Annotated in this window: 16 protein-coding genes; 5 read left to right on the top strand and 11 right to left on the bottom strand. The window is 70.4% G+C overall.

Annotated elements, in window-relative coordinates; translation table 11 throughout:
• Nucleotides 1-121: 121 nt before the first annotated feature.
• The 4 genes from ACYQ78_RS20430 to ACYQ78_RS20415 form a co-directional block, all read right to left on the bottom strand.
• Nucleotides 122-1,669 (bottom strand): MFS transporter, encoded by a 1,548-nt coding sequence (locus ACYQ78_RS20430; protein ID WP_459802464.1) that lies wholly within the window; start codon nucleotides 1,667-1,669, stop codon nucleotides 122-124.
• Nucleotides 1,666-2,127, bottom strand: coding sequence for a MarR family winged helix-turn-helix transcriptional regulator (locus tag ACYQ78_RS20425; RefSeq protein ID WP_459802463.1), 462 nt, complete (start codon nucleotides 2,125-2,127; stop codon nucleotides 1,666-1,668). Before ACYQ78_RS20425 ends, ACYQ78_RS20430 begins: the two co-directional genes overlap by 4 nt.
• 117 nt (nucleotides 2,128-2,244) lie before the next feature.
• Nucleotides 2,245-4,188, bottom strand: a complete 1,944-nt coding sequence (locus ACYQ78_RS20420) for an endo-1,4-beta-xylanase (protein WP_459802462.1) — start codon at nucleotides 4,186-4,188, stop codon at nucleotides 2,245-2,247.
• A 135-nt stretch (nucleotides 4,189-4,323) separates the two neighbouring features.
• Nucleotides 4,324-5,796, bottom strand: a complete 1,473-nt coding sequence (locus ACYQ78_RS20415; protein WP_459802461.1) for an NCS2 family permease — start codon at nucleotides 5,794-5,796, stop codon at nucleotides 4,324-4,326.
• A 136-nt stretch (nucleotides 5,797-5,932) separates the two neighbouring features.
• Here ACYQ78_RS20415 and ACYQ78_RS20410 point away from each other — a divergent pair, with 136 nt between their 5' ends.
• Nucleotides 5,933-6,196, top strand: coding sequence for a DUF2530 domain-containing protein (locus ACYQ78_RS20410; RefSeq protein WP_459802460.1), 264 nt, complete (start codon nucleotides 5,933-5,935; stop codon nucleotides 6,194-6,196).
• On the opposite strand, the gene ACYQ78_RS20405 is transcribed toward ACYQ78_RS20410, so the two are convergent.
• Genes ACYQ78_RS20405 through ACYQ78_RS20395 form a run of 3 tightly spaced genes read right to left on the bottom strand, consistent with a single transcriptional unit; the run spans nucleotide 6,138 to nucleotide 10,790 of the window.
• The gene (locus tag ACYQ78_RS20405; protein ID WP_459802459.1) at nucleotides 6,138-6,878 is read right to left on the bottom strand and encodes an SAM-dependent methyltransferase; all 741 of its coding nucleotides are present in this window, start codon (nucleotides 6,876-6,878) and stop codon (nucleotides 6,138-6,140) included. The genes ACYQ78_RS20410 and ACYQ78_RS20405 overlap by 59 nt on opposite strands.
• A gap of 19 nt (nucleotides 6,879-6,897) precedes the next feature.
• Nucleotides 6,898-9,987 (bottom strand): sacsin N-terminal ATP-binding-like domain-containing protein, encoded by a 3,090-nt coding sequence (locus ACYQ78_RS20400; RefSeq protein ID WP_459802458.1) that lies wholly within the window; start codon nucleotides 9,985-9,987, stop codon nucleotides 6,898-6,900.
• A 32-nt stretch (nucleotides 9,988-10,019) separates the two neighbouring features.
• Nucleotides 10,020-10,790 carry a DUF3027 domain-containing protein gene (locus ACYQ78_RS20395; protein ID WP_459802457.1) on the bottom strand — a complete coding sequence of 257 codons (771 nt, stop codon included), beginning with the start codon at nucleotides 10,788-10,790 and terminating at the stop codon, nucleotides 10,020-10,022.
• Nucleotides 10,791-10,896: 106 nt separating this feature from the next.
• On the opposite strand from ACYQ78_RS20395, the gene ACYQ78_RS20390 reads away from it, so the two are divergent.
• Nucleotides 10,897-12,348, top strand: coding sequence for an MFS transporter (locus ACYQ78_RS20390; protein ID WP_459802456.1), 1,452 nt, complete (start codon nucleotides 10,897-10,899; stop codon nucleotides 12,346-12,348).
• 6 nt (nucleotides 12,349-12,354) lie between these two features.
• On the opposite strand, the gene ACYQ78_RS20385 is transcribed toward ACYQ78_RS20390, so the two are convergent.
• Nucleotides 12,355-12,756, bottom strand: coding sequence for a cold-shock protein (locus tag ACYQ78_RS20385; RefSeq protein ID WP_061299578.1), 402 nt, complete (start codon nucleotides 12,754-12,756; stop codon nucleotides 12,355-12,357).
• Nucleotides 12,757-12,846: 90 nt separating this feature from the next.
• A complete protein-coding gene (locus ACYQ78_RS20380) occupies nucleotides 12,847-13,461 on the bottom strand; it encodes an HAD family hydrolase (RefSeq protein ID WP_459802910.1) in 615 nt (204 codons plus the stop codon).
• Between the two features lie 100 nt (nucleotides 13,462-13,561).
• Here ACYQ78_RS20380 and ACYQ78_RS20375 point away from each other — a divergent pair, with 100 nt between their 5' ends.
• A complete protein-coding gene (locus ACYQ78_RS20375; protein ID WP_459802455.1) occupies nucleotides 13,562-14,239 on the top strand; it encodes a TetR/AcrR family transcriptional regulator in 678 nt (225 codons plus the stop codon).
• Here the strand turns inward: ACYQ78_RS20375 and ACYQ78_RS20370 are convergent.
• On the bottom strand, nucleotides 14,123-15,202 hold the full coding sequence (locus ACYQ78_RS20370) for a hypothetical protein (RefSeq protein WP_459802454.1): 1,080 nt from the start codon (nucleotides 15,200-15,202) through the stop codon (nucleotides 14,123-14,125). The two genes, ACYQ78_RS20375 and ACYQ78_RS20370, sit on opposite strands and share 117 nt — an antisense overlap.
• A 53-nt stretch (nucleotides 15,203-15,255) precedes the next feature.
• Here ACYQ78_RS20370 and ACYQ78_RS20365 point away from each other — a divergent pair, with 53 nt between their 5' ends.
• Complete coding sequence (locus ACYQ78_RS20365; RefSeq protein ID WP_459802453.1) at nucleotides 15,256-17,517, top strand: helicase-associated domain-containing protein; 2,262 nt, start codon at nucleotides 15,256-15,258, stop codon at nucleotides 17,515-17,517.
• A gap of 16 nt (nucleotides 17,518-17,533) precedes the next feature.
• Nucleotides 17,534-19,174 carry a DNA repair helicase XPB gene (locus ACYQ78_RS20360; protein WP_459802452.1) on the top strand — a complete coding sequence of 547 codons (1,641 nt, stop codon included), beginning with the start codon at nucleotides 17,534-17,536 and terminating at the stop codon, nucleotides 19,172-19,174.
• Between the two features lie 247 nt (nucleotides 19,175-19,421).
• Here ACYQ78_RS20360 and ACYQ78_RS20355 read toward each other — a convergent pair whose 3' ends face one another.
• On the bottom strand, nucleotides 19,422-19,733 hold the full coding sequence (locus tag ACYQ78_RS20355) for a hypothetical protein (protein ID WP_459802451.1): 312 nt from the start codon (nucleotides 19,731-19,733) through the stop codon (nucleotides 19,422-19,424).
• Between the last annotated feature and the right edge of the window lie 3 nt (nucleotides 19,734-19,736).

Here is a 19,736-nt window from a genome sequence, read left to right as displayed (position 1 = left end):
GAGGAGTGCGCCCGCGACGACGAGCAGCATGAGCACACCGAGCACGGTCGGTAGCAGCCAGCGGCGGGGACGGTCCACGGCGTCGAGCCTAGCCAAGCTCATGGGGTGCCGCTGACCGTCGTCAGACCGCGACCGAAGCGGCGGCGGGGTTGAGGGCCACGGTTTTGCGGGCCGCGACCAGTTTCGTGACCAGCAGGGCCAGCGCGACCCCGGTCAGGCTGAGCAGGCCGGAGACCAGGATGCCGACCCGCGGACCGGCCAGTTCGGCGATCCAGCCGATCAGCGGGGCGCCGATCGGCGCTCCGGCGGTGAAGACGAGAACGTAGATTCCCATGACCCGGCCGCGCATCTCGCTGGAGGCCCCGAGCTGCAGGGTCGAGTTCGCGGTCGTCTGGACGGTGATCATCGCCAGCCCGGCCGGGACCAGCGCCACCAGGAACGCCCAATATCCGGGGCTGAACGCCGCCGCGATCTGGAACAGCCCGAAGGCCACACCCCCGATGATCAGCGTGCGCCGCGACGGGGTCACCCGCCGGGCGGCCTGGAGCGCCCCCACGACGGCCCCGATGGCGAACGCGCTGCTCGCGATGCCGAACGCCGACGCCCCCGAGTCGAACACCTCGGTCGACATGAGCGCGATCGACGTGCTGAAACTCTGCGCGAAGACGGCCACGAAGGCGACCATGAGCACCGGCAGCAGCAGGTCGGGGTTGCCGAACACGTAGCGCAGGCCCTCTCTGGCCTGGCCCTTGCCGCGTTTGACCGGCTCCGGGGTGCGGAGTTCGGCCTTGCGCATCAGCAGCATCCCGCCGATGGTGAACGCGAAGGTGAGGGCGTTGGCCAGGAACAGCGGCCCGGTGCCGCCCAGCCAGTTGATCAGCAGACCGGCGACGGCCGGGCCGACCACGCGGGCCAGGTTGAACGAGGAGCTGTTCAGCGCGATGGCGTTCGACAGGTCGTCGCGGCCGACCATCTCGACCACGAACGACTGCCGGGTGGGCACCTCGATGCAGGCCAGCAGGCCGAGGGTGAAGGCCATGACGTAGACGTGCCAGACCTCGGCGTTTCCGGTGACGGTCAGCACACCCATGGCCAGCGCCAGCAGCGCCATCAGCGTCTGCGCGGTCATCAGCAGCCGCCGCTTCGGGAACCGGTCGGCCAGCACGCCGCCCCACATCCCGAACAGCATGATCGGCAGGAACTGGAGCGCCACCGTGATGCCCAGCGCGGTACCCGACCCACCGGTCAGGCTCAAGACGAGCCAGTCCTGGGCGGTGCGCTGCATCCACGTGCCGACATTGGAGACCACAGAGCCGGAGAGGAACAACCGGTAGTTGTAGTTACGCAACGACCGGAACATGCCGGATTTTTCCGACGGATCACCGGAAGCCGAGGGAGCCTCGATCGCCACCTCGGAGCCGAGTTCCCCAGCCGAAGCGGCTTCAGCCTCCACCCCCGACCCGACCTCATTTTTGGCCCTTTCCCCCGGACGCGCCTCCTGGCCAGACCCGGCCTTGGCCTTCCGGCCTGCCGAGATCCCGGCGATCGAGCTCCCGGAAGCTCCGGCCGATGCCGGGCCGGGCGCGGTGGTCGGAGTCGGGCCGGACTCCCGAACCGGCCCCACTCCCGTCCACTTCGCCAGATCCGCCGCGGTGCGCAGGCGTCTCACATTTGGGAGAGCTTCTCCAGGATCGGGGCGGCCTGGCGCAGGATCGCCTTCTCCTCCGGAGTCAGTTCGCCGAGGCGCTGGGCGAGCCAGGCCTCCTTGCGGCGGCGCTCCTCTTTCAGCAGGGCCTCGCCCGCCGGGGTGACCGACAGGGTCACCTGACGACGGTCGGTGGGGTGGGGCGAGCGGGCCAGCAGGCCGCGTTCCTCCAGATGGGTGACCACCCTGGTCATCGAGGGAGGTTGCACCTTCTCGTGGTCGGCCAGTTCGCCGGGGGTCATCGTGGTGTGCCGCTCGACGGCGGCCAAGGCCGCGAGCTGCGTGGGCGTCAGGATGTGGCCCGTGGCCTGTTTGCGCAGGCGACGGGTCAGCCGCGCCAGCGACACGCGCAGCGCGGACGCCAGGCCGGCGTCGCTGCGCAGGTTCGCAGCCGGTTCCGTTTTCTGAGGATTCGTTAGCATGAGTCATTACCTTTGCTAACTATATGGCAGTCCGTGGAATTCCTCCACCGGGATACCTTCCCCTAAAGCAGAGGCACGGCCCCCCAGGATGGGAGACCGTGCCCGAAAAATAGCAGGTCAGGCGCAGGCGTAACCCGACGCCGTCGAGGTGTCGCTGGTCGGACGCGCCACCTGGAACCCGAACGTCGTGCTCGCGCCGGAGCCGAGGTTGCCGTTGTAGTTCGCGTTACGCGCCGTCACCGTGTTGCCCGACACCGTGAGGGTGGCGTTCCACGAGCCGACGAGGGTGTGGCCCGACGGCAGGGTGAAGGTCACCGTCCACGAGGTGCGCGCGGAGCTGCCGTTGGTCACGGTCACCGGCTGCACGACGTAGCCGCCGCCCCACTGGGTCTGCACCGTGGCGGCGACGGAGCAGCCGCCGGAGGTGCCGCCCGTGGTGGTGAAGGTCACCGACGACGAGTTCGACGACAGGTTGCCCGCGCCGTCACGCGCCCGGACGTAGACCGTGTACGCCGTCGAAGCGGTAAGGCCACTTAAAACCACAGAGTTGGTGGTGGACGTCGCGATCTGCGTACCGCCCGAGTTGTAGACGTTGTAACCCGCCAGACCCGAACCACCCGAGTCCGTCGACGCCGTCCACGACAGGGTCGCGCCCGACGAGGTGATCGACGAGGCGGCGGGGGTGCCCGGGGTGGTGGGCGCGGTGGTGTCGCTGCTGCCGCCCGTGGTGGTGAACGTGGTGGAGGTCGAGTTCGACGACAGGTTGCCAGCGCCGTCACGCGCCCGGACGTAGACCGTGTAGGCCGTCGAAGCCGACAGACCCGTCAGGCTCACCGAGTTCGTGGTCGAGGTCGCGATCTGCGTACCGGCGGAGTTGTAGACGTTGTAACCCGCCAGACCCGAACCACCCGAGTCGGTCGACGCCGTCCACGACAGGGTCGCACCCGAGGAGGTCACGTTGGACGCGGTCGGGGCGCCCGGCGTGGTCGGAGCGGTGGTGTCGACCGGTGTGGTGCCGTCGTCGAGGGCGTTGTGGACCGCCGTGTACGACGGCTTCTGGCTGTAGTTGTTGTCGTAGAGGAGCGCGAAGCCCTCACCGGGGAAGGTGTCCGGGACCCAGGAGTACTTGTCGGTGAAGCCCCAGATCGTCACGCCGGCGCAGGCCGTGACCGCCAGGCAGGCGTTCACCACGTTGGTGTAGTAGGTGGCCTGCTGGGTGTCCTTGGCCGTGGTGCGGGAGCCCTGGATACGGACGTCGAGCTCGGTGATCCTGACCTGGACGCCGAGGTTGGCGAACCGCTGGAGGTTCTGCTGGAGGTCGTTCGGGAAGCCGTACTGGGTGGAGAGGTGGGCCTGGAAGCCGACGCAGTCGACCGGCACGCCCTGCGAGCGCAGCTGCGAGACCAGGTTGTACATCGCGGTGCTCTTGGCGTTGATGCCCTCGACGTTGTAGTCGTTGATGCACAGGCGCGCGTTGGAGTCGGCGGCACGGGCCGACCGGAAGGCGTCGGCGATGTAGCCGGAGCCCAGCGTGTTGTACCAGAACGACTGGCGGAAGCTGCCGTCCTCGTTGAAGACCTCGTTCACCACGTCCCACGAGGTGACCGTGGCGTTGTTGGCGTAGCGCCCCACGACGGTCGCGATGTGGTCGCTGATGGCCGTGCGCATGTTGGCGGCCGACAGGCCCTGCACCCAGCCGGGGGTCTGCTGGTGCCAGATGAGGGTGTGGCCGTGCACCTGCGCGTTGTTGGCGGTGGCGAAGTTGACGATCTGGTCGGCGCCGGAGAACGTGTACTGGCCGTCGTTCGGCTCGGTGTCGCTCCACTTCATCGCGTTCTCGGCGGTGATCTGGTTGAACTCGGTCTGCGCGATGTTCCGGTACGCGGTCTCGTTCGCCAGCGGCGAGGTCGCCAGCGCGGTGCCGATGAACTTGCCGCGAGCCTGGGCGTGCACGCGTAACGCCGCGTCGGCGGACGCCGGGGTGGCGACGAGCACCGTCGCGGCGGCCGAGGCGAGGGCGAGGGCCGCCGCCGCCAGAGATCGCCATTTCAAGGAACGCACTGGATCTCCTCTTTCCGAAACCTTTCGGTAACGCTCGTGTCGCACGGAAGGCTAGGATCGGCCGGTAGAGCGGTCAATGAACCGACCGTGCGACAGAGAGAGATCCAGCAAACTATCGACTCATATCTGAAACTTTCAGAACCCGAACAGGATCTTGATCGGGCCGAGTGCGAAGTAGATCGTGAACAGCACGGCCACCAGCCACATCAGCGGGTGCACCTCGGAGGCCTTGCCCTTCGCGGCCTTGATGAGCACATACGTGATGAACCCGGCCCCGATGCCGTTGGCGATCGAATAGGTGAACGGCATCAGCACGATCGTGAAGAACGCCGGGATCGCGATCTCCAGATCGGTGAAGTCGATCTCCCTGATCGAGGTCATCATCAGGAAGCCGACGACCACGAGCGCGGGCGCCGCGGCCTCGTACGGAATGATGTTGACCAGCGGCGCGAGGAACATCGACGCGAGGAACAGCAGACCGGTGACCACCGAGGCGAGCCCGGTGCGCGCGCCCTCGCCGACACCCGACGCCGACTCGATGTAGGTCGTGTTCGACGACACCGACGCCGCGCCACCGGCGGCCGCCGCGATCGAGTCGACCAGCAGGATCTCGCGGGTCTTGGGCAGCGTGCCGTCGTCCTGCACCAGGTTGGCCTGCTTGCCGACGCCCACGATGGTGCCCATCGTGTCGAAGAAGTCGGTGATCAGCAGGGTGAAGACCAGCAGCACGGCCAGCACGACCGACAGCTTGGTGAACGCGCCGAACAGGCTGAACTGGCCGATCAGCGAGAAGTCGGGCAGCGCGAAGATCTGGTCGAAGCTCGGCAGCGAGGGCACGTTGAGGCCCCAGCCCTGCGCGTTGACCTTGTCGCCGTCGACCGCCGGGCCGATGTTCCCGATCGCCTGGACGATGATCGCGAAGATCGTCGCGCCGACGATGCCGATCAGGATCGCGCCCTTGACCTTGCGGGCCACCAGCAGCGCGGTGCCGAGCAGGCCGACCACGAACACCAGGATCGGCCAGCTCGTCAGCCCGCCGCCGATGCCCAGTTCGAGGGGCGGCGCCGGGGCGGCCGTCTTGCGCACGAACCCGGCGTCCACGAAGCCGATGAGCGCGATGAACAGGCCGATGCCCACCGAGATCGCGGTCTTCAGGCTCGCCGGGATGGCGTGGAAGACGGCCGTCCGGAACCCGGTCAGCACCAGCACCAGGATCACCAGGCCCTCGAGCACGACCAGGCCCATGGCGTCCTCCCAGGAGACCTGGGAGGCGATGCCGTAGGCGACGAACGCGTTGAGACCCAGGCCCGCCGCCAGGGCGAAGGGCACATTCGCCACAAAGCCCATGAGGATGGTCAGCAGACCGGCCACCAACGCCGTCGCCACGGCGATCAGCGACAGATTGGGCGCGGACCCGTCTCCGAGGAACTGACCGTCCGCGTCCTGGACGAAGCCCAGGATGATCGGGTTGAGCACGACGATGTACGCCATCGTGAAGAACGTGGCCAAACCACCACGAACCTCTGCGCCAACCGACGAACCGCGATCCGAGATCTTGAAGTACGTGTCGAGGAAACTACTGCTTTGGGGGGTTTTGACGTCGCTCACGTGCGCAGAGTGACACCCCTTACCAGCAGGGAAAAGACCCAGGTCGCCTACGTGACTTTTTCGTTGCGGTTTCGTACGCACCCCGCGTCGAACCTCACGTGGGCCGGTTGTGACCTGCCGGATTTAGGCTGACAGTGTGACCCAGCAAAGGCGGCCAGATCCAGAGCCCCTCAAGACCAACGACACCGCCACGATCACGGTTGGCATCGTCCTGTGGGCGATCGCGCTGATCGTCCTGCTCGTCGTCCGGCCCGACCAGAGCTGGTATCCGTGGACGTGCGTGGCCGGCATCGGCATGGGCTTCTTCGGGCTCTGGTTCGTCCGGCGGCGTGACCAGAAGATCAGGAGGTCCGCTTCAGCAGCAGCGTCACGAAGCCCAGAACCCCGCGATACCCCTTGAGCCACATGTCGCGGTGGGCCAGCGCCGCCGCCCGCGCGGCGTCGCCGTCGGCGCCGGGGTGGTCGGTCGCCCAGCGCAGCAGGCTGCCCGTCCACGACCACTCGTAGTCGTCCCACTCGGACAGTTCGCTCGTGTAGGCGTAGACCGTGGCGTAGCCCGCGCTCTCGGCGCGCTCGACGGTGCCGGCCAGGTCGGCGTACTCCCCTGGCTCGGCGCCCAGCGTGATCAGCGTCTCGGCGTTCGGCGGGACCTCCCAGAACCCCTCGCCGATCAGCGCCAGGCCGCCCGGCTTGAGGTGCTCCTTGACCGCCCGCGCGGTCTCCACCAGGCCGCCGTAGGCGTGGGTGGCGCCCACGCACATCACCAGGTCGTAGAGGCCGCCCCTGAAGTCGGCGGCGGCGGTCTGGTGCAGCGCGAGCTGGTGGTCGAGGCCCTGCTGCTCGGCCATGATCCGGCAGGACTCCAGGCCCTCGCGCGAGAGGTCGACCGCGTCGGCGGTGGCGTCTTCGTGCATGGCCAGCGCGCGGAGCGTCCACACGCCGTGGCCGCAGCCGAGGTCGAGGACGCGCGGCTGGCTGCCGAGCTTGGCCCGCCGCAGGATGCGGGTGACGGTCTGCCCGCTCACGGGAGCGGCGATCGGGTGGTCGGTGTGCGCTATGTGACTGATCAGATGACGTTCCACCCGACCACCCTGCCATTTCCTAGGCGTCGAGGTCCGCTTCCGCCAGCAGCAGCGGCACCCTTTCCGGGTCGCGCAGCAGCGCCTCGACCGCGAGCCGGTCGCTCCACTGCCCGGCCGCCCAGGCGAGCCCGCGCGCCAGCCCCTCGACACCACTGGCGTGCACGCGCCCCTCGACGAACCGCCAGGGCACCGGCCTGCCGTCGACGAGCAGCTCTTCATGCTTCGTGTACGAATTGGGCGCGTCGGGAAGCAGCCTGCGCACCTGCGGGGGCACCGGCGCGTCGGCGCCCGTGGAGGTGACGTCGCCGGTGACGACCTCGCCGACGAGCGGCAGGTCGAGCACCTCGGACAGCGCCTCGGCCTGGTCGAACCCGACCAGCACGAGCGGCCGGTCGGCCACCAGCGCGAGCAGGTCGGGCGCCTCGACGACGACCGGTTCGAGCTCGCCGTCGACGTCGGCGACCACGATCTCGCCGTTCAGCACCGCCCGGACCGCCGACGGAGGGCTCACCCGGTCGGGCGCGACCTCGGCCAGCGCCTTCCACAGCGCCCGGAGCTGGGCCCGGTCGACCGGCAGCGACGCGTCGGCCATCAGGTCGAGGAGCTCCTCGGGGCCGCCGTGGGAGGCCAGCAGGTCGGCCAGGGTCGAGCGCACGCCGATCATCGTGAGGGCGGCCTCGTCGGCGACGGGGGGCGCGTCGGCGTACAGCCCGAAGAGAAGGGGGTCGGCCGACGGCAGCCGCAGGGCGGTCGGCGCCTTGCCGCCGATCACCGGATGATGCGCCAGCCACCAGGCCGTGTACGACGGCACCTCGTGGACCTCACCGTTGGCCACCACCCGGAACGGCTGGAGGGCGGCCCGCAGCGGCGGCCGGGCCAGCAGCGGCAGCGCGGCGGCCCAGTCGGCGACGTATTCGAGGTCGCGGACGGCGGTGAACTCGCGCGCCACGGGCGGCACGTCGAGCTCGGGCAGCAGGTCGAGGATGGCGTCGAGCCACTCGTCTTCGCGGTCGAGGTCGTGGTCGCAGTCGTTCTGGTCGAGCACGACGTCGGAGTCGTTGACCACGGCGAAGCCGTCGAGCACCCCGGCCGCGGCCAGCACCCGCGAGCCGAACTTCTCGACCAGGTCGGGCGCCGCGAACGGGGCCTCCTGGTCGATCAGCCTGGCCAGGTCGCCGCCTTCGAGCAGCAGGTCACCGGCGGCGTAGACCTCGCCGTCGGCGCCCCGCAGCGCCAGCGTGGCCAGCCAGGGCGCCTCACCGGCGGTCAGCCCGGCGGCGTCGACCAGCGCCAGCACCGCCTGCGCGACCGGCTCGGGATCGGCCGACCCGGCCGACTCGGTGACGGCGGCGTGGGTGAGCGGGTCGTCGAGGACGGTGCGCGGCGTCGCCTCGGCCGCGCCGAGGCGCAGCAGCAGCGGGTGGGCGGCGTCGGGGTGGACGATCCGCAGCCCCAGCGGCGCCAGCAGCGAGGCGTCGAGCGCCTTCTCCCCGTCGGTCATGACGAGCGTGCCCCGGGCGCCCCGGACCAGCCGGCCATCGGCCAGCGGGACCGCCACGGCCCCGACCGCTTCGAGGTCGTCGGCCGGGATCACCTGGTAGAGCGCCCGCCACCAGGCCGGTTCGCGGTCTTCCACGGCGTCGCCGGAGAGCATGTCGATCACGTCGGCGAGCTCGACCCGGCGGATGCCCAGCCCCGGCAGCGCGTGGTGGCGCACCGGCCACCCCGAGGGCAGCAGCCCCGGCACCATCTCGGCCACCATGGTCAGGAACTCACCGGGCCCGGCCACCACGCGGGCGTCGCGCCCGGCGATGACCAGCTCTTCTTCGTCGGCGAGGGAGACCGGCGTCAGGCCGTCGGCCACCCGCCGCGAGTTGACGATCTCGGCGTAGCGCTCCGAGGGCTCCTCAGGTGCCGAGATCGCGGGCAGCAGCGGCAGGTCGGGCAGCAGGGTGAGGATCTCGCTGCGGATCGCCGCGTCGAGGTCGCCCTTCGCCAGCACCTGGGGCACCAGATCAAGCAGCCGGGGTGTACGCGGCAGCGACCGCAGCAGGTCGCAGTAGACCTCGGCCGAGCGGCGTACCAGGAAGTCGGTCAGCGGCCCCGAGGCGACGTGGCGCCGGTCGGTGGCCAGCGGGAACGTCGCGATCAGCAGCGCGGGCAGGTCGAGCGGCTCGTCGGAGGGCGTCGGCGCGTGCACCGACGACGGCACGTCCTTCGGCAGCGGCAGCGCCTCACCGGCCCGGCGGGCCTGGTCGCCCCACGCGCGGGCCTGGCCGTGGGCCACCGCCCCCGCGATCGGAACCGCCCAGCGCACCTGCCAGAACGGACGTGCCCGCTCCTCGGTCGGCCGGTCGGCGAACAGGTCGCCCACCTGCTCGGGCGTGAACTCGCCGGAGGCCTCGACGACGTGCCACCCGGTGGCGGTGACGCTGCGCCAGACCCCGTCGAGCTCGATGTCGATCGCCGACAGGGCGGGCATCACCAGCGGCAGCGCCGGGCTGGTCTCCTCCAGCATCCGCCGGACGGCGTCTTCCGCGGCGGGGTTGCGGAGCGGGAGGCGTACGACGGAATCGAAGCCCTCGGGGACCGTCAGCTCGGCCGGGAACGGCAGCCGGAGCAGCGGCACATGGCCCTCGCGCCCGGCCAGCTCGGTCTCCAGAGCGGGGATCGCGGCGACCAGCTCGGTGGTGAGCTCGCGCGACCAGCGCACCCCGCCGGTCGCCCGCGAGGCGATGGCGGGCTCGTCGCTGACCGAGACCACGGCGGCGAAGCCGACGCCGAACCGCCCGGCCGCACCGGCCTCGTCGCGCTTGCCGGAGACCCGGAGCGTCGACAGGCCCTCGACCCCGGCGGCGTCGAGCGCTCCCCCGGTGTTGGCGGCCTCGAGCACGCCGTCGCGCAGTGTCAGCCGCAACCGGCCGGGCACCCCGGCGCGCAGCGCGGCGTCGGCGGCGTTCTGGGCCAGCTCGATGATCAGCCGGTCGCGGTAACCGCCGAGGGCGAAGTCCTCCTCGGCGTTGGCGTCCTCCCGGAACCGGGCGGGCGAGGCCGTCCAGGCCGCGAGGACGTTTTCACGCAGGCGGGTGGTGCCGAAGAGGTCGTTCATCACACGCTTCCGGAAAAGGGATGAAAGGGAGGTCAGCCTTCCGGCATGGGGTCGTAGCCCATGTCGTCGAGAATCGGCTGGGGAGCCTCGCCACCCGCTGTGGGCGACGGGGTCGCCTCGGAATGGGCGCCGCAACCATGATCGGCGGCGACGACCTTACCGTCGTCGGGGGCGAACTCGTTGGCGCACACCCCGAAGCCCAGGCGCAGCGCGCCCGCGAGGGGCCAGTAGAAGCCGCAGGTCGAGCACTGGGCGGGGGCGGCCGTGGCGAGCGGGGAATCGGGGCCCGACTCGCCGCTGTGCCAGCGGTTGACCGCCAGGTCGCGGCCGATGGCCGACAGCACCCGCACCCGGCCGAGGCCGTATTCGAAGAGCATCTGGTGGTCGGTGTCGTCGTCGGCGTCGGCGGTGGCGGTCGTGAAGCCGGGGGCGAGCCGGTCGTCGTCGGCCTCGGCCGGCAGCAGGTCGCCGGGGCCCAGGTCACCGGGGCGCAGACGGCGGCTCCACGGCACCCAGGTGGGCGCCAGCAGGGCACCCTTGCCGGGCAGCAGCACGGTTTCACTGACGGTGACGGCCTTCGCACGCGAAGCGCGGGTCACTGTGATCGCCCACCGCCAGCCCTCGTATGCTCGATCGAGGCAGGCGAAGTAGTGGGTGACGATGCGGTCACCCTCCGCATCGAACCCCAGGTGGTCGCCCACCTCGCCCGGCCTGGCGATGTGCTCGGCCGCCGAGCGAGCCAGGTCGACGGCGGCGGCGCAGGCCTGGTCTGCGGCGGGGGTTCTCACGCGGGTACGGCTCACACTTCATTTTCACCTACCTGAGGAGCGATTTTCACCCTCACCGGGAGCGGACAGCATCCAACCGCGTCGGTAAGACTGGAAATTCGACACGAGAGGAGCGCGTGGGGTGGCGGGTGCCTGGGGCAAGGTCCGTGACGCGAGCCGGGCCTTCGCGTCCGCGACGGGCCGGACCGGCCGTTCCATCGGCCGTGGCGTGACCGCCGCGGGCCGGGGTGTCGGCCGTGGCGTGCACGGCGTCGGACGGGCCAGCCGGAGGCTGACCCACGCGAAGGGCGCCGACCGCACCGGCCTCGGCCGGCTCATCGAGGTCACCGCGGTGCACAGCGCGGGCGACGCGCTGATCACGGTCTCGCTCGCGGGCGCGCTGTTCTTCGGCATGCCGGTGGGCCAGGCGCGCGGCCAGGTGGCGCTCTACCTGCTGGTCACGATGGTGCCGTTCACGGTCGTGGCCCCTTTCGTGGGCCCGGTGCTCGACCGGTTCCGGTCGGGCCGCCGCTACGTCATCGCCGGAACCCTGTTCGCTCGCGGGCTGCTCTGCTGGGGCATGGCCTCCAGCGTCGTCTACGGCGACACGCTCTCCCTCTTCCCCGCCGCACTGGCGGTGCTGGTGCTCTCGAAGGCCTACAACGTGTCCCGGGCGGCGACCATGCCGAGCGTGCTGCCCGCCGACATAGGGCTGGTCACCGCGAACGCCCGCGTCGCCCTGTTCGCCCTGGTCGCGGCGGGTGCCGGGGCCGGTCTGGGCGCAGGCCTGGTGGCCTGGGTGGGCGCCGAGTGGGTGCTGCGGATCGCGATGGTGCTCTTCCTGGTCGCGGGCGTCGTCTCGATAAGGCTGCCGCGCCACGTCGACTCCCCCGAAGAGGAGGAGGACGTGAAACCGCCGGGCGTGCGCGCCCTGCTCAACGTCGGCCCGATCGTGGCCGAATCGATGCGGGCCAACGCGGCGATCCGCATCCAGGCGGGCTTCCTGGTCTTCTTCCTGCTGTTCCTCGTCCAAGACGAGCACCTGCCGGGCCTGGCCCCGGAGATCACGCTCGGCCTGCTCGCGGCGGCGGCCGGAGGTGGCGGCCTGTTCGGCGCGGCGGTGGCGTCGTGGGTGAAGTCCTACTCGCCGCAGCTGATCGTGCTGACGACGCTGGCACTGACCACGATCACCACGCTCGTGGCGGCGTTCTTCTTCAGTCTGTGGACGGCCGTCGCGGTCGCCCTCATCGGCGCCTTCGCGCAGGGCCTCGGCAAGCTGGCGCTCGACGCGATCATCCAGCGGGAGATCGGCGAGGAGGTGCGGTCGTCGACCTTCGGCGTAGTCGAGGCGCTGCTCCAGATCGCCTGGGTGTTCGGCGGCCTGATCGGCCTGATGCTGTCGCTGTTCGCGCAGGGCACCGCGGGCCTGGCGGTCATGGCGGGCGTGCTGGTGCTGTCTTTGGGCTGGCTGCTGGTGGCGCGGCGCGGACGCAAACGCGTGAGTGCGGCGGCCGCCGTCACGGTTCCCTTGCGGCCGGTGACTCAGCCACCGGCCACAACGGGAGATACGAAACCGTTGACAAATCCGTTTTAGCCACGTTTAGGCGTCGATGTCATCCGCAATTGCCCGAATGACAACGGCGACCTTCTTGGCCGCCACGGGCTCGGGGAGTTTGCCCTTCTGGTACGACGAGGTCGACAGTTCGTCGAGCAGCTTGATGAGGTCTTCGACGATCACGACCATTTCGTCGGGCTTTTTACGCTTCCCCTTCGGACGCGGCGCCTTGGCCAGGGTCGGGGGCTGCTCCAGGACCCGCACCGACAGCGCCTGCTGACCGCGCCGCCCCTCTGCGACTCCGAACTCGACTTTCTGCCCGGGCTTGAGGGCTTCCACGCCTTTGGGCAGTGCGGATGAATGCACGAAGACCTCACCGCCGTCGTCGCGGGTGAGGAAACCGAAACCTTTGGCTTCGTCGTACCACTTGACCTTGCCGCTGGGCACAGGAGTGACCTCGTTCAAACTGTCGTGGAAGGGAATGGATGTAGGTTATGCCCACTAGGGCTCCCGGGTGACCGCCGAAAGCCCGTCAAATTACGCGAGAATCGACGCCTGGGTGGTGTACCAGGAGACGAACTCGGTGAGGTCGTCGAGCACCACGTCAGCGCCCTGCGCCGCCAGTTGCGCGGGGGTGCAGCCGCCCGTCGCGACCGCCACGCTGATCGCCCCGCCCGCCTTCGCGGCGTCGACGTCGGCCACGTGGTCGCCCACGTAGACCCCCGCGCCGAAGGCGGCGATGGCGGCGCCCTTGTCGGCGCCGAAGACCGATCCGGCGATCTCGTCGACGTCCAGGCCCAGGGCGTCGATGGTGCGGCGGGCGTCGCGGGCGTTCTTGCCGGTGACCACGATGATCCGGCCACCCGCTTCGCGCACGGCCGCGAGCGCCTCGTGGGCGCCGGGCATGGCCACGGTGGCGGGCAGGGCGATGACCGGGTAGAGCGACCGGTAGAGCGTGACGGCGGCCGGGATCTCCTCGGCCGGCAGCCACTGGGCCAGCTCGCTCTCCAGAGGCCAGCCGATGCGCGACACCGCGACGGCGACGTCGATGGGGGTGTCGAGCGACGGCAGCATCGCCTCATAGACGGCGGCGATGGCCGCACGCGTGTCGGCGAGCGTCAGGTCGAGGTCGAAACCGACGTGGATCCCCATGTTGTGCACGCGTCAAGGATGCCAAAGCAGGCGATCAGCCGCGAAGTGGATCTTGCTTTGAAAGCGGGGCGGTCTACGCTGTCCCTCGCGGGAGGTACAGATGAGCACACGGGGTCGCATCATCGAGGAGGCGCTACGGCTGTTCGCCGAGCGCGGCTACAACGCGACCTCGGTGGCGGAGATCGAGTCCGCCGCCGGGTTGTCGCCCGGTGCCGGGGGTCTCTACCGGCACTTCAAGTCCAAATACGAGGTTCTCGCCGCCGCGGTCGCCGACCGGGCGTCCCGGAACGAGATCGAGCTGGACGTCGCCAAGACCGACCCGATAGAGGTCCGGCTGGCCGCGATGTGTCACGCGGGGCTGGAGAAGATGCGCGAGGAGCGCCTGCTCGCGCAGGTCTTCTTCCGTGACCTCTCCCAGTTCCCCGACCTGATCGCGGTGGTCAGGGCGGGCCTGCTGCAGCCCATGTTCGACGCGCTGCGGATCTGGTTCGACGAACAGCCCGAATACTTCGACGCCCAGGTCGACTGGGCCGGGGTCAGCTCGGTGCTGGGCGGCGCGATCATCCACTACCGGCTGATCGAGGACACCGCGGGCGAACCGCCCGGCCGCGTGGGCGAGGAGCGGTTCGTCTCGGCGTGGATCAGGCTGGCGGTCGGCCTGCTACCGGCGGGCGTGGGTGGAGACGGGTGGATCGAAGAGGCGATAGAGCAGCCACGTGAGCCCGGCGGCGGTGCCGATGATGAACGCGACGCCGGCGACCTCGTTGAAGCGTGCTAGCAGCCCTTCGACCGAGGAACGTTCCGGCCCGGTGAGCGCGAGGATCCCCCCACCGAAGATCCACGCCAGCACGGGCGCCCCCAGCCCGGCCAGCCGGTCGGGCATGTTCCACCCCTGACACGAGAGGGTCACCACCGCCCCCACCGCCCACACGATCCCCGGCACCGGAAAGATCACCACAGCCGGAAACCTGATCGGCACCAGCAGCGCGGCCACGGCCAGCAACGCCATCGCGACGGTCTCCCGCCGATGCCCATGCAGAATCGACCAGGCATCGGGCGTGGGCCTGCGCCGCCACCGGGGCGCCGGGCGCCCCTGCGACGCACCCACCCTCCACACGCGGCGAGGAGGCGTGATCACGCTGGGCAGCACCGAAGTCGGGTCAGATCCACGCCGATCCGATCCCGGCGAACGAGATCCCGGCGAACCTGGCCTCGACACCCCCGAACCCGTCCGGCCCGAACCTGACGCCCCCGAACCCGGCTGACCAGACGTCGAACCGCCCGAACCCGACGAACCGGGACCTGACGCGCCCGAACCAGTCCGACCCGAGCTCGACACACCCGAACCCGGCTGGCCAGACCGCGACGCACCCGAACCCGATCTCGACACCCCCGAACCCGGTCGGGCGGGTCTGAACAACCCTGACCCCGGGAGGGCCGAGGGCGGGAGGACCGTGCGGCGCAACGCGCTCATCGGGCGGGTCTGTTGAATTGGGGGTTCCGGTGGGGGTTCGCCGCGTAATCGGCGGACCTCGCGGTCGACCATGTCGGCCGGGGTGCCGAAGCGGGACAGGAGGCGGGCGACCGATTTGGGGTTCTCGTCGCCTTTGCGCTCCTGGTCGACGCGTTCGCGGACCCGCCTCACGTAGTCGAGGCGTTCCTCGGGGCGCATACGGCCGTGGGCGGCGTCGGCCACCCGGCTCACGAAATCCAGCACGAGCTGGTCGGCTCGCTCGATCACACCGTCATAGTGCCCCAGCGCCGCACTCCATGCATGCTCCTACGATGGAAAGGATGAGCGAGGGGTTCACGGAGTGGCTGCGCAGCCGGAGCGACGAGCAACTGCGCGTGCTCGCCATGTCCCGACCCGAGCTGATCACCCCGGTTCCGGCGAATGTGCCGGGTTTGGCGGCAAGAGCCGGAACCCCATCCGCCATCGGCCGGGCCCTCGACCGGCTCGACGGCTTCACCCTCGCGGTGGCCGAGACCCTGGTCGTCTTCCCGCCCGGTGAGCTCGCGAAAGCCGTCCACCGGGCCACGAACGACGCCCCGGGCACCGACGAGGCGATCGACCGCGCGCTGGCCACCCTGACCGAGATGGCGCTGGTCGACGACGCGCGCGGGCTCGCCCCGGGCGTGAAGGAGGCGCTCGACCCGCCCGCCGGGCTCGGCCAGCCGGCCGCCCACGTGTTCCGCCACGACCAGCGAACGGCCGTGAAACTGGCGGAGCCGGGGAGAATACGCAAACTGCTCGACCAGGTCGGCCCGCAGGCCCGTGCCGCGCTCGACGAACTGGCCTGGGGGCCGCCGTCGGGGCGGGTGCCCAACGCGCGGCGCGAGGTGTCGGTCGAGACCGCCCAGTCGCCCATCGAGCAGCTGCTGGCCCGGGGCCTGCTCGGCGCGATCGGCGACGACACCGTGACCCTGCCGCGTGAGGTCGGGCTGGTGCTCCGCCACGACCGTCTCCACCGCGACCTGTCGCCGGTCCCGCCGCCGCTGACCGGCGCCACCCGCCGCGCCGACCTGGCCGCCCGCACCGCCGCCGGCCAGGCCTTCAGCTTCGTACGGTCCGTCGAGGAGCTCTGCGAGATCTGGAGCGTCGACGCGCCGGGGGTGCTGCGCACGGGCGGCCTGGCCATCCGCGACCTGCGGCGCGCGGCCCAGCTCCTCGACGTGCCCGAATGGACGGCCGCCCTCGTCATCGAGGTCGCCCACGCCGCCGGGCTGGTCGCCACGGGTGGCCCGGCCGACGCCGAGTGGCTGCCCACCCCCGCTTACGACGCCTGGCGGGCCCGCCACACCGAAGACCGCTGGGAGACCGTGGCGCGGGCCTGGCTGACCCTCGACCGGGTGCCCGGCCTCGCGGGCGCCCGCGACGACCGCGACCGCCTGCTCAACGTGCTCCACCCCGACCTGCGCCGGGGCGCCGCCGCCGAGATCCGCCGCCGGGTGCTGTCGGTCGTCGCCGCGACCCGGCTCGCCCCGACGCAGGAGTCGGTACTGGCCCGGCTGACGTGGGAACGCCCCCGCAGAAGGGGCGCCCACCTGGAACGCATGACCGAGTTCGCGCTGCGCGAGGCCGAGGTCGCCGGCCTGACCGGGCTCGGCGTCCTGTCGCCCCACGGCCGGGCGCTGCTCGACAACGAGAAGGCGGCCGGGCTGCTGGCCCCGCTGCTGCCCGAGCCGGTCGCCCACGTCGTGCTCCAGGCCGATCTGACCGCCGTCGCCCCCGGGCCGCTCACTGGTGAGCTCGACCGCTGGCTGGGCATGGCGGCCGACATCGAGTCGAAGGGCGGCGCGACCGTCTACCGGTTCGCCGAGAGCTCGATCAGGCGGGTCCTCGACGCCGGGCAGAGCGCCGAAGAGATCCTGGCCATGCTGGCCCGCCACTCGACCACTCCGGTCCCGCAGCCACTGTCCTACCTGGTGACCGACGTCGCCCGGCGGCACGGCCGCCTGCGGGTCGGCTCGGCGTCGGCCTACCTGCGGTGCGACGACCCCGCGGTCCTCGACGAACTGCTGGCCGACCGGCGGGCCTCGGTGCTGCGGATGCGGCGGCTGGCCCCGACCGTGCTGGTGTCCAAGGCGACGCGGGCGACCATGCTCGACTCGCTGCGCGCGATGGGCTACGCCCCCGTCGCCGAGTCGCTCGAAGGCGACGTGCTGATCACCCGGGCCGACGCCCGGCGCGCCGAGGCCCAGCCGGTGCGGCAGGTCAACGGGCTGTTCGCGCCCGAGGCCGAGGTGGTCACGGCGGCGATCCGGGCGCTGCGGGCCGGTGACAAGGCGCTGCTGTCGCGGCCCGCGCCGGTGGGCGAACCGGGCGGCGCGGTCCCCCGCACCCCGGCGACCGCGACCATCTCGGCGCTCCAAGAGGCGATCAGGCAGGGCTCCCGGGTTTGGATCGGTTACCTAGACTCACAAGGTCAGGCCACGAGCCGGATCCTCGAACCGGCGAGAATAGAGGGTGGCTACCTGACGGCGTACGACGAGACGAGGGCGGCCATCCACCGCTTCGTACTCCACCGGATCACCGGCGTCGCCGACGTCAACTGATTAGGGGGCTCCACCCGTGAACGACGGGCCGCTCATCGTCCAGTCCGACAAGACCCTGCTGCTGGAAGTCGACCACGAGCGCGCCGACGAGTGCCGTCGGGCCATCGCGCCGTTCGCCGAACTCGAGCGCGCGCCCGAACACGTCCACACCTACCGCATCACCCCGCTGGCCCTCTGGAACGCCCGCGCCGCCGGCCACGACGCCGAGCAGGTCGTCGACGCCCTCATCGGGTTCAGCCGCTATCCCGTGCCCCACGCGCTGCTCGTCGACATCGCCGAGACGATGGCCCGCTACGGGCGGCTGCGGCTGGAGAAGCACCCCGTCCACGGGCTGGTGCTGACCAGCACCGACCGGGCCGTGCTCGAAGAGGTGCTGCGGGCCAAGAAGGTGCAGCCGATGATCGGCGAGCGCCTCGACGCCGACTCGGTGGCCGTCCACCCGAGTGAGCGCGGCAACATCAAGCAGTTGCTGCTGAAGCTCGGCTGGCCCGCTGAAGACATGGCCGGTTACGTCGACGGCGAGGCCCATCCGATCGCGCTGACCGAAGAGGGCTGGTCGCTGCGGCCCTACCAGAAGGAGGCCGCCGACGCGTTCTGGCACGGCGGCTCCGGCGTGGTCGTGCTGCCCTGCGGCGCCGGGAAGACGATCGTCGGCGCGGCGGCCATGGCCCACGCCCAGGCGACCACGCTCATCCTGGTCACCAACACGGTCAGCGTGCACCAGTGGAAGACCGAGCTGGTCAAGCGCACGAGCCTGACCGAAGACGAGATCGGCGAGTACACCGGCACCAAGAAGGAGATCCGGCCGGTCACCATCGCGACCTACCAGGTGATGACCTCCAAGCGCGGCGGCGTCTACCGCCACCTCGAGCTGTTCGACGCCCGCGACTGGGGTCTGGTCGTCTACGACGAGGTCCACCTCCTGCCCGCCCCCATCTTCCGCATGACCGCCGACCTCCAGGCACGCCGCCGGGTGGGCCTGACGGCCACGCTGGTGCGCGAAGACGGCCGCGAGGGCGACGTGTTCTCCCTCATCGGCCCGAAGCGCTACGACGCGCCCTGGAAGGAGATGGAGAACCAGGGCTACATCGCCCCGGCCGACTGCGTCGAGGTCCGGGTGACCCTGCGTGACGACGAGCGGCTCACTTACGCGATGGCCGACACCGACGAGCGTTATCGATTCGCCGCCACCACTCCGTCGAAGCTGCGCGTCACCGAGGCATTGGTGAAAAAGCACTCGGGCGAACAGGTCCTGGTCATCGGGCAGTACATCGACCAGCTCGACGAACTCGGCGAACATCTGAACGCGCCGGTCATCAAGGGCGAAACCAAGGTGAAGGAGCGCGAGCGGCTGTTCCAGGCGTTCCGCGACAAAGAACTCCAGGTTCTCGTCGTGTCGAAGGTGGCGAACTTCTCCATCGACCTGCCCGAGGCGGCGGTCGCCATCCAGGTGTCGGGCACCTTCGGTTCCCGGCAGGAAGAGGCGCAGCGGCTCGGGCGGGTGCTGCGGCCCAAGGCCGACGGCGGCGGTGCCCGGTTCTACTCCGTCGTCAGCCGCGACACCGTCGACCAGGACTTCGCCGCCCACCGGCAGCGCTTCCTCGCCGAGCAGGGCTACGCCTACCAGATCATCGACGCCGACGACGTGCTTACCTGACGCAATTAAAAGACCCGGCGGGACAACTCCCGCCGGGTCTACTTAGAAAACATACTTAAGTCCACGAAATTCCGTAGGCCCGAGTCAACCTCATCACCCCCTCGTGCCTGGCCCCCACAGCCAAAGATGGCATCAACGCCCAGGTTCGGGCATACCCCCATTGTCCTGGGCAATCACCTGATTTGCCGCGCTTTTCTTAGGCTTTTCCCATACCGATTGATTAAGACTTCGGAGGGTATTCGCGAGATTACTGCGCGACCAGACCTCCGACGAATAGTACGCCTTCCGCGCCGATCCATGCGGCGATTGCGTACACGAGAAGACGGGCGCGCCAAGTCACCCACGCGCCGATTGTGAGCGCGGTCGCGACGACCGCGAAGAGTGAGGAGACGGAGATCACGAGGGTCATGCGCCCGGCGCACTCCTCGGCCGGTTCTCCGCCGGCGCAGAACGCCTCCAGCCCCCACCCCGCGTACACGGAAAGACCCCACAGGGCGGCCAGCAGCACCATGACGGCGGCCGGCAGCGCGGGCGGGATCGGGATCGGACCACGGAACACCTC

This window comes from Herbidospora sp. RD11066 (assembly GCF_054661255.1).
Note: the sequence above shows the minus strand (reverse complement) of the source record. Positions and strands in the feature narration are given on the sequence as shown.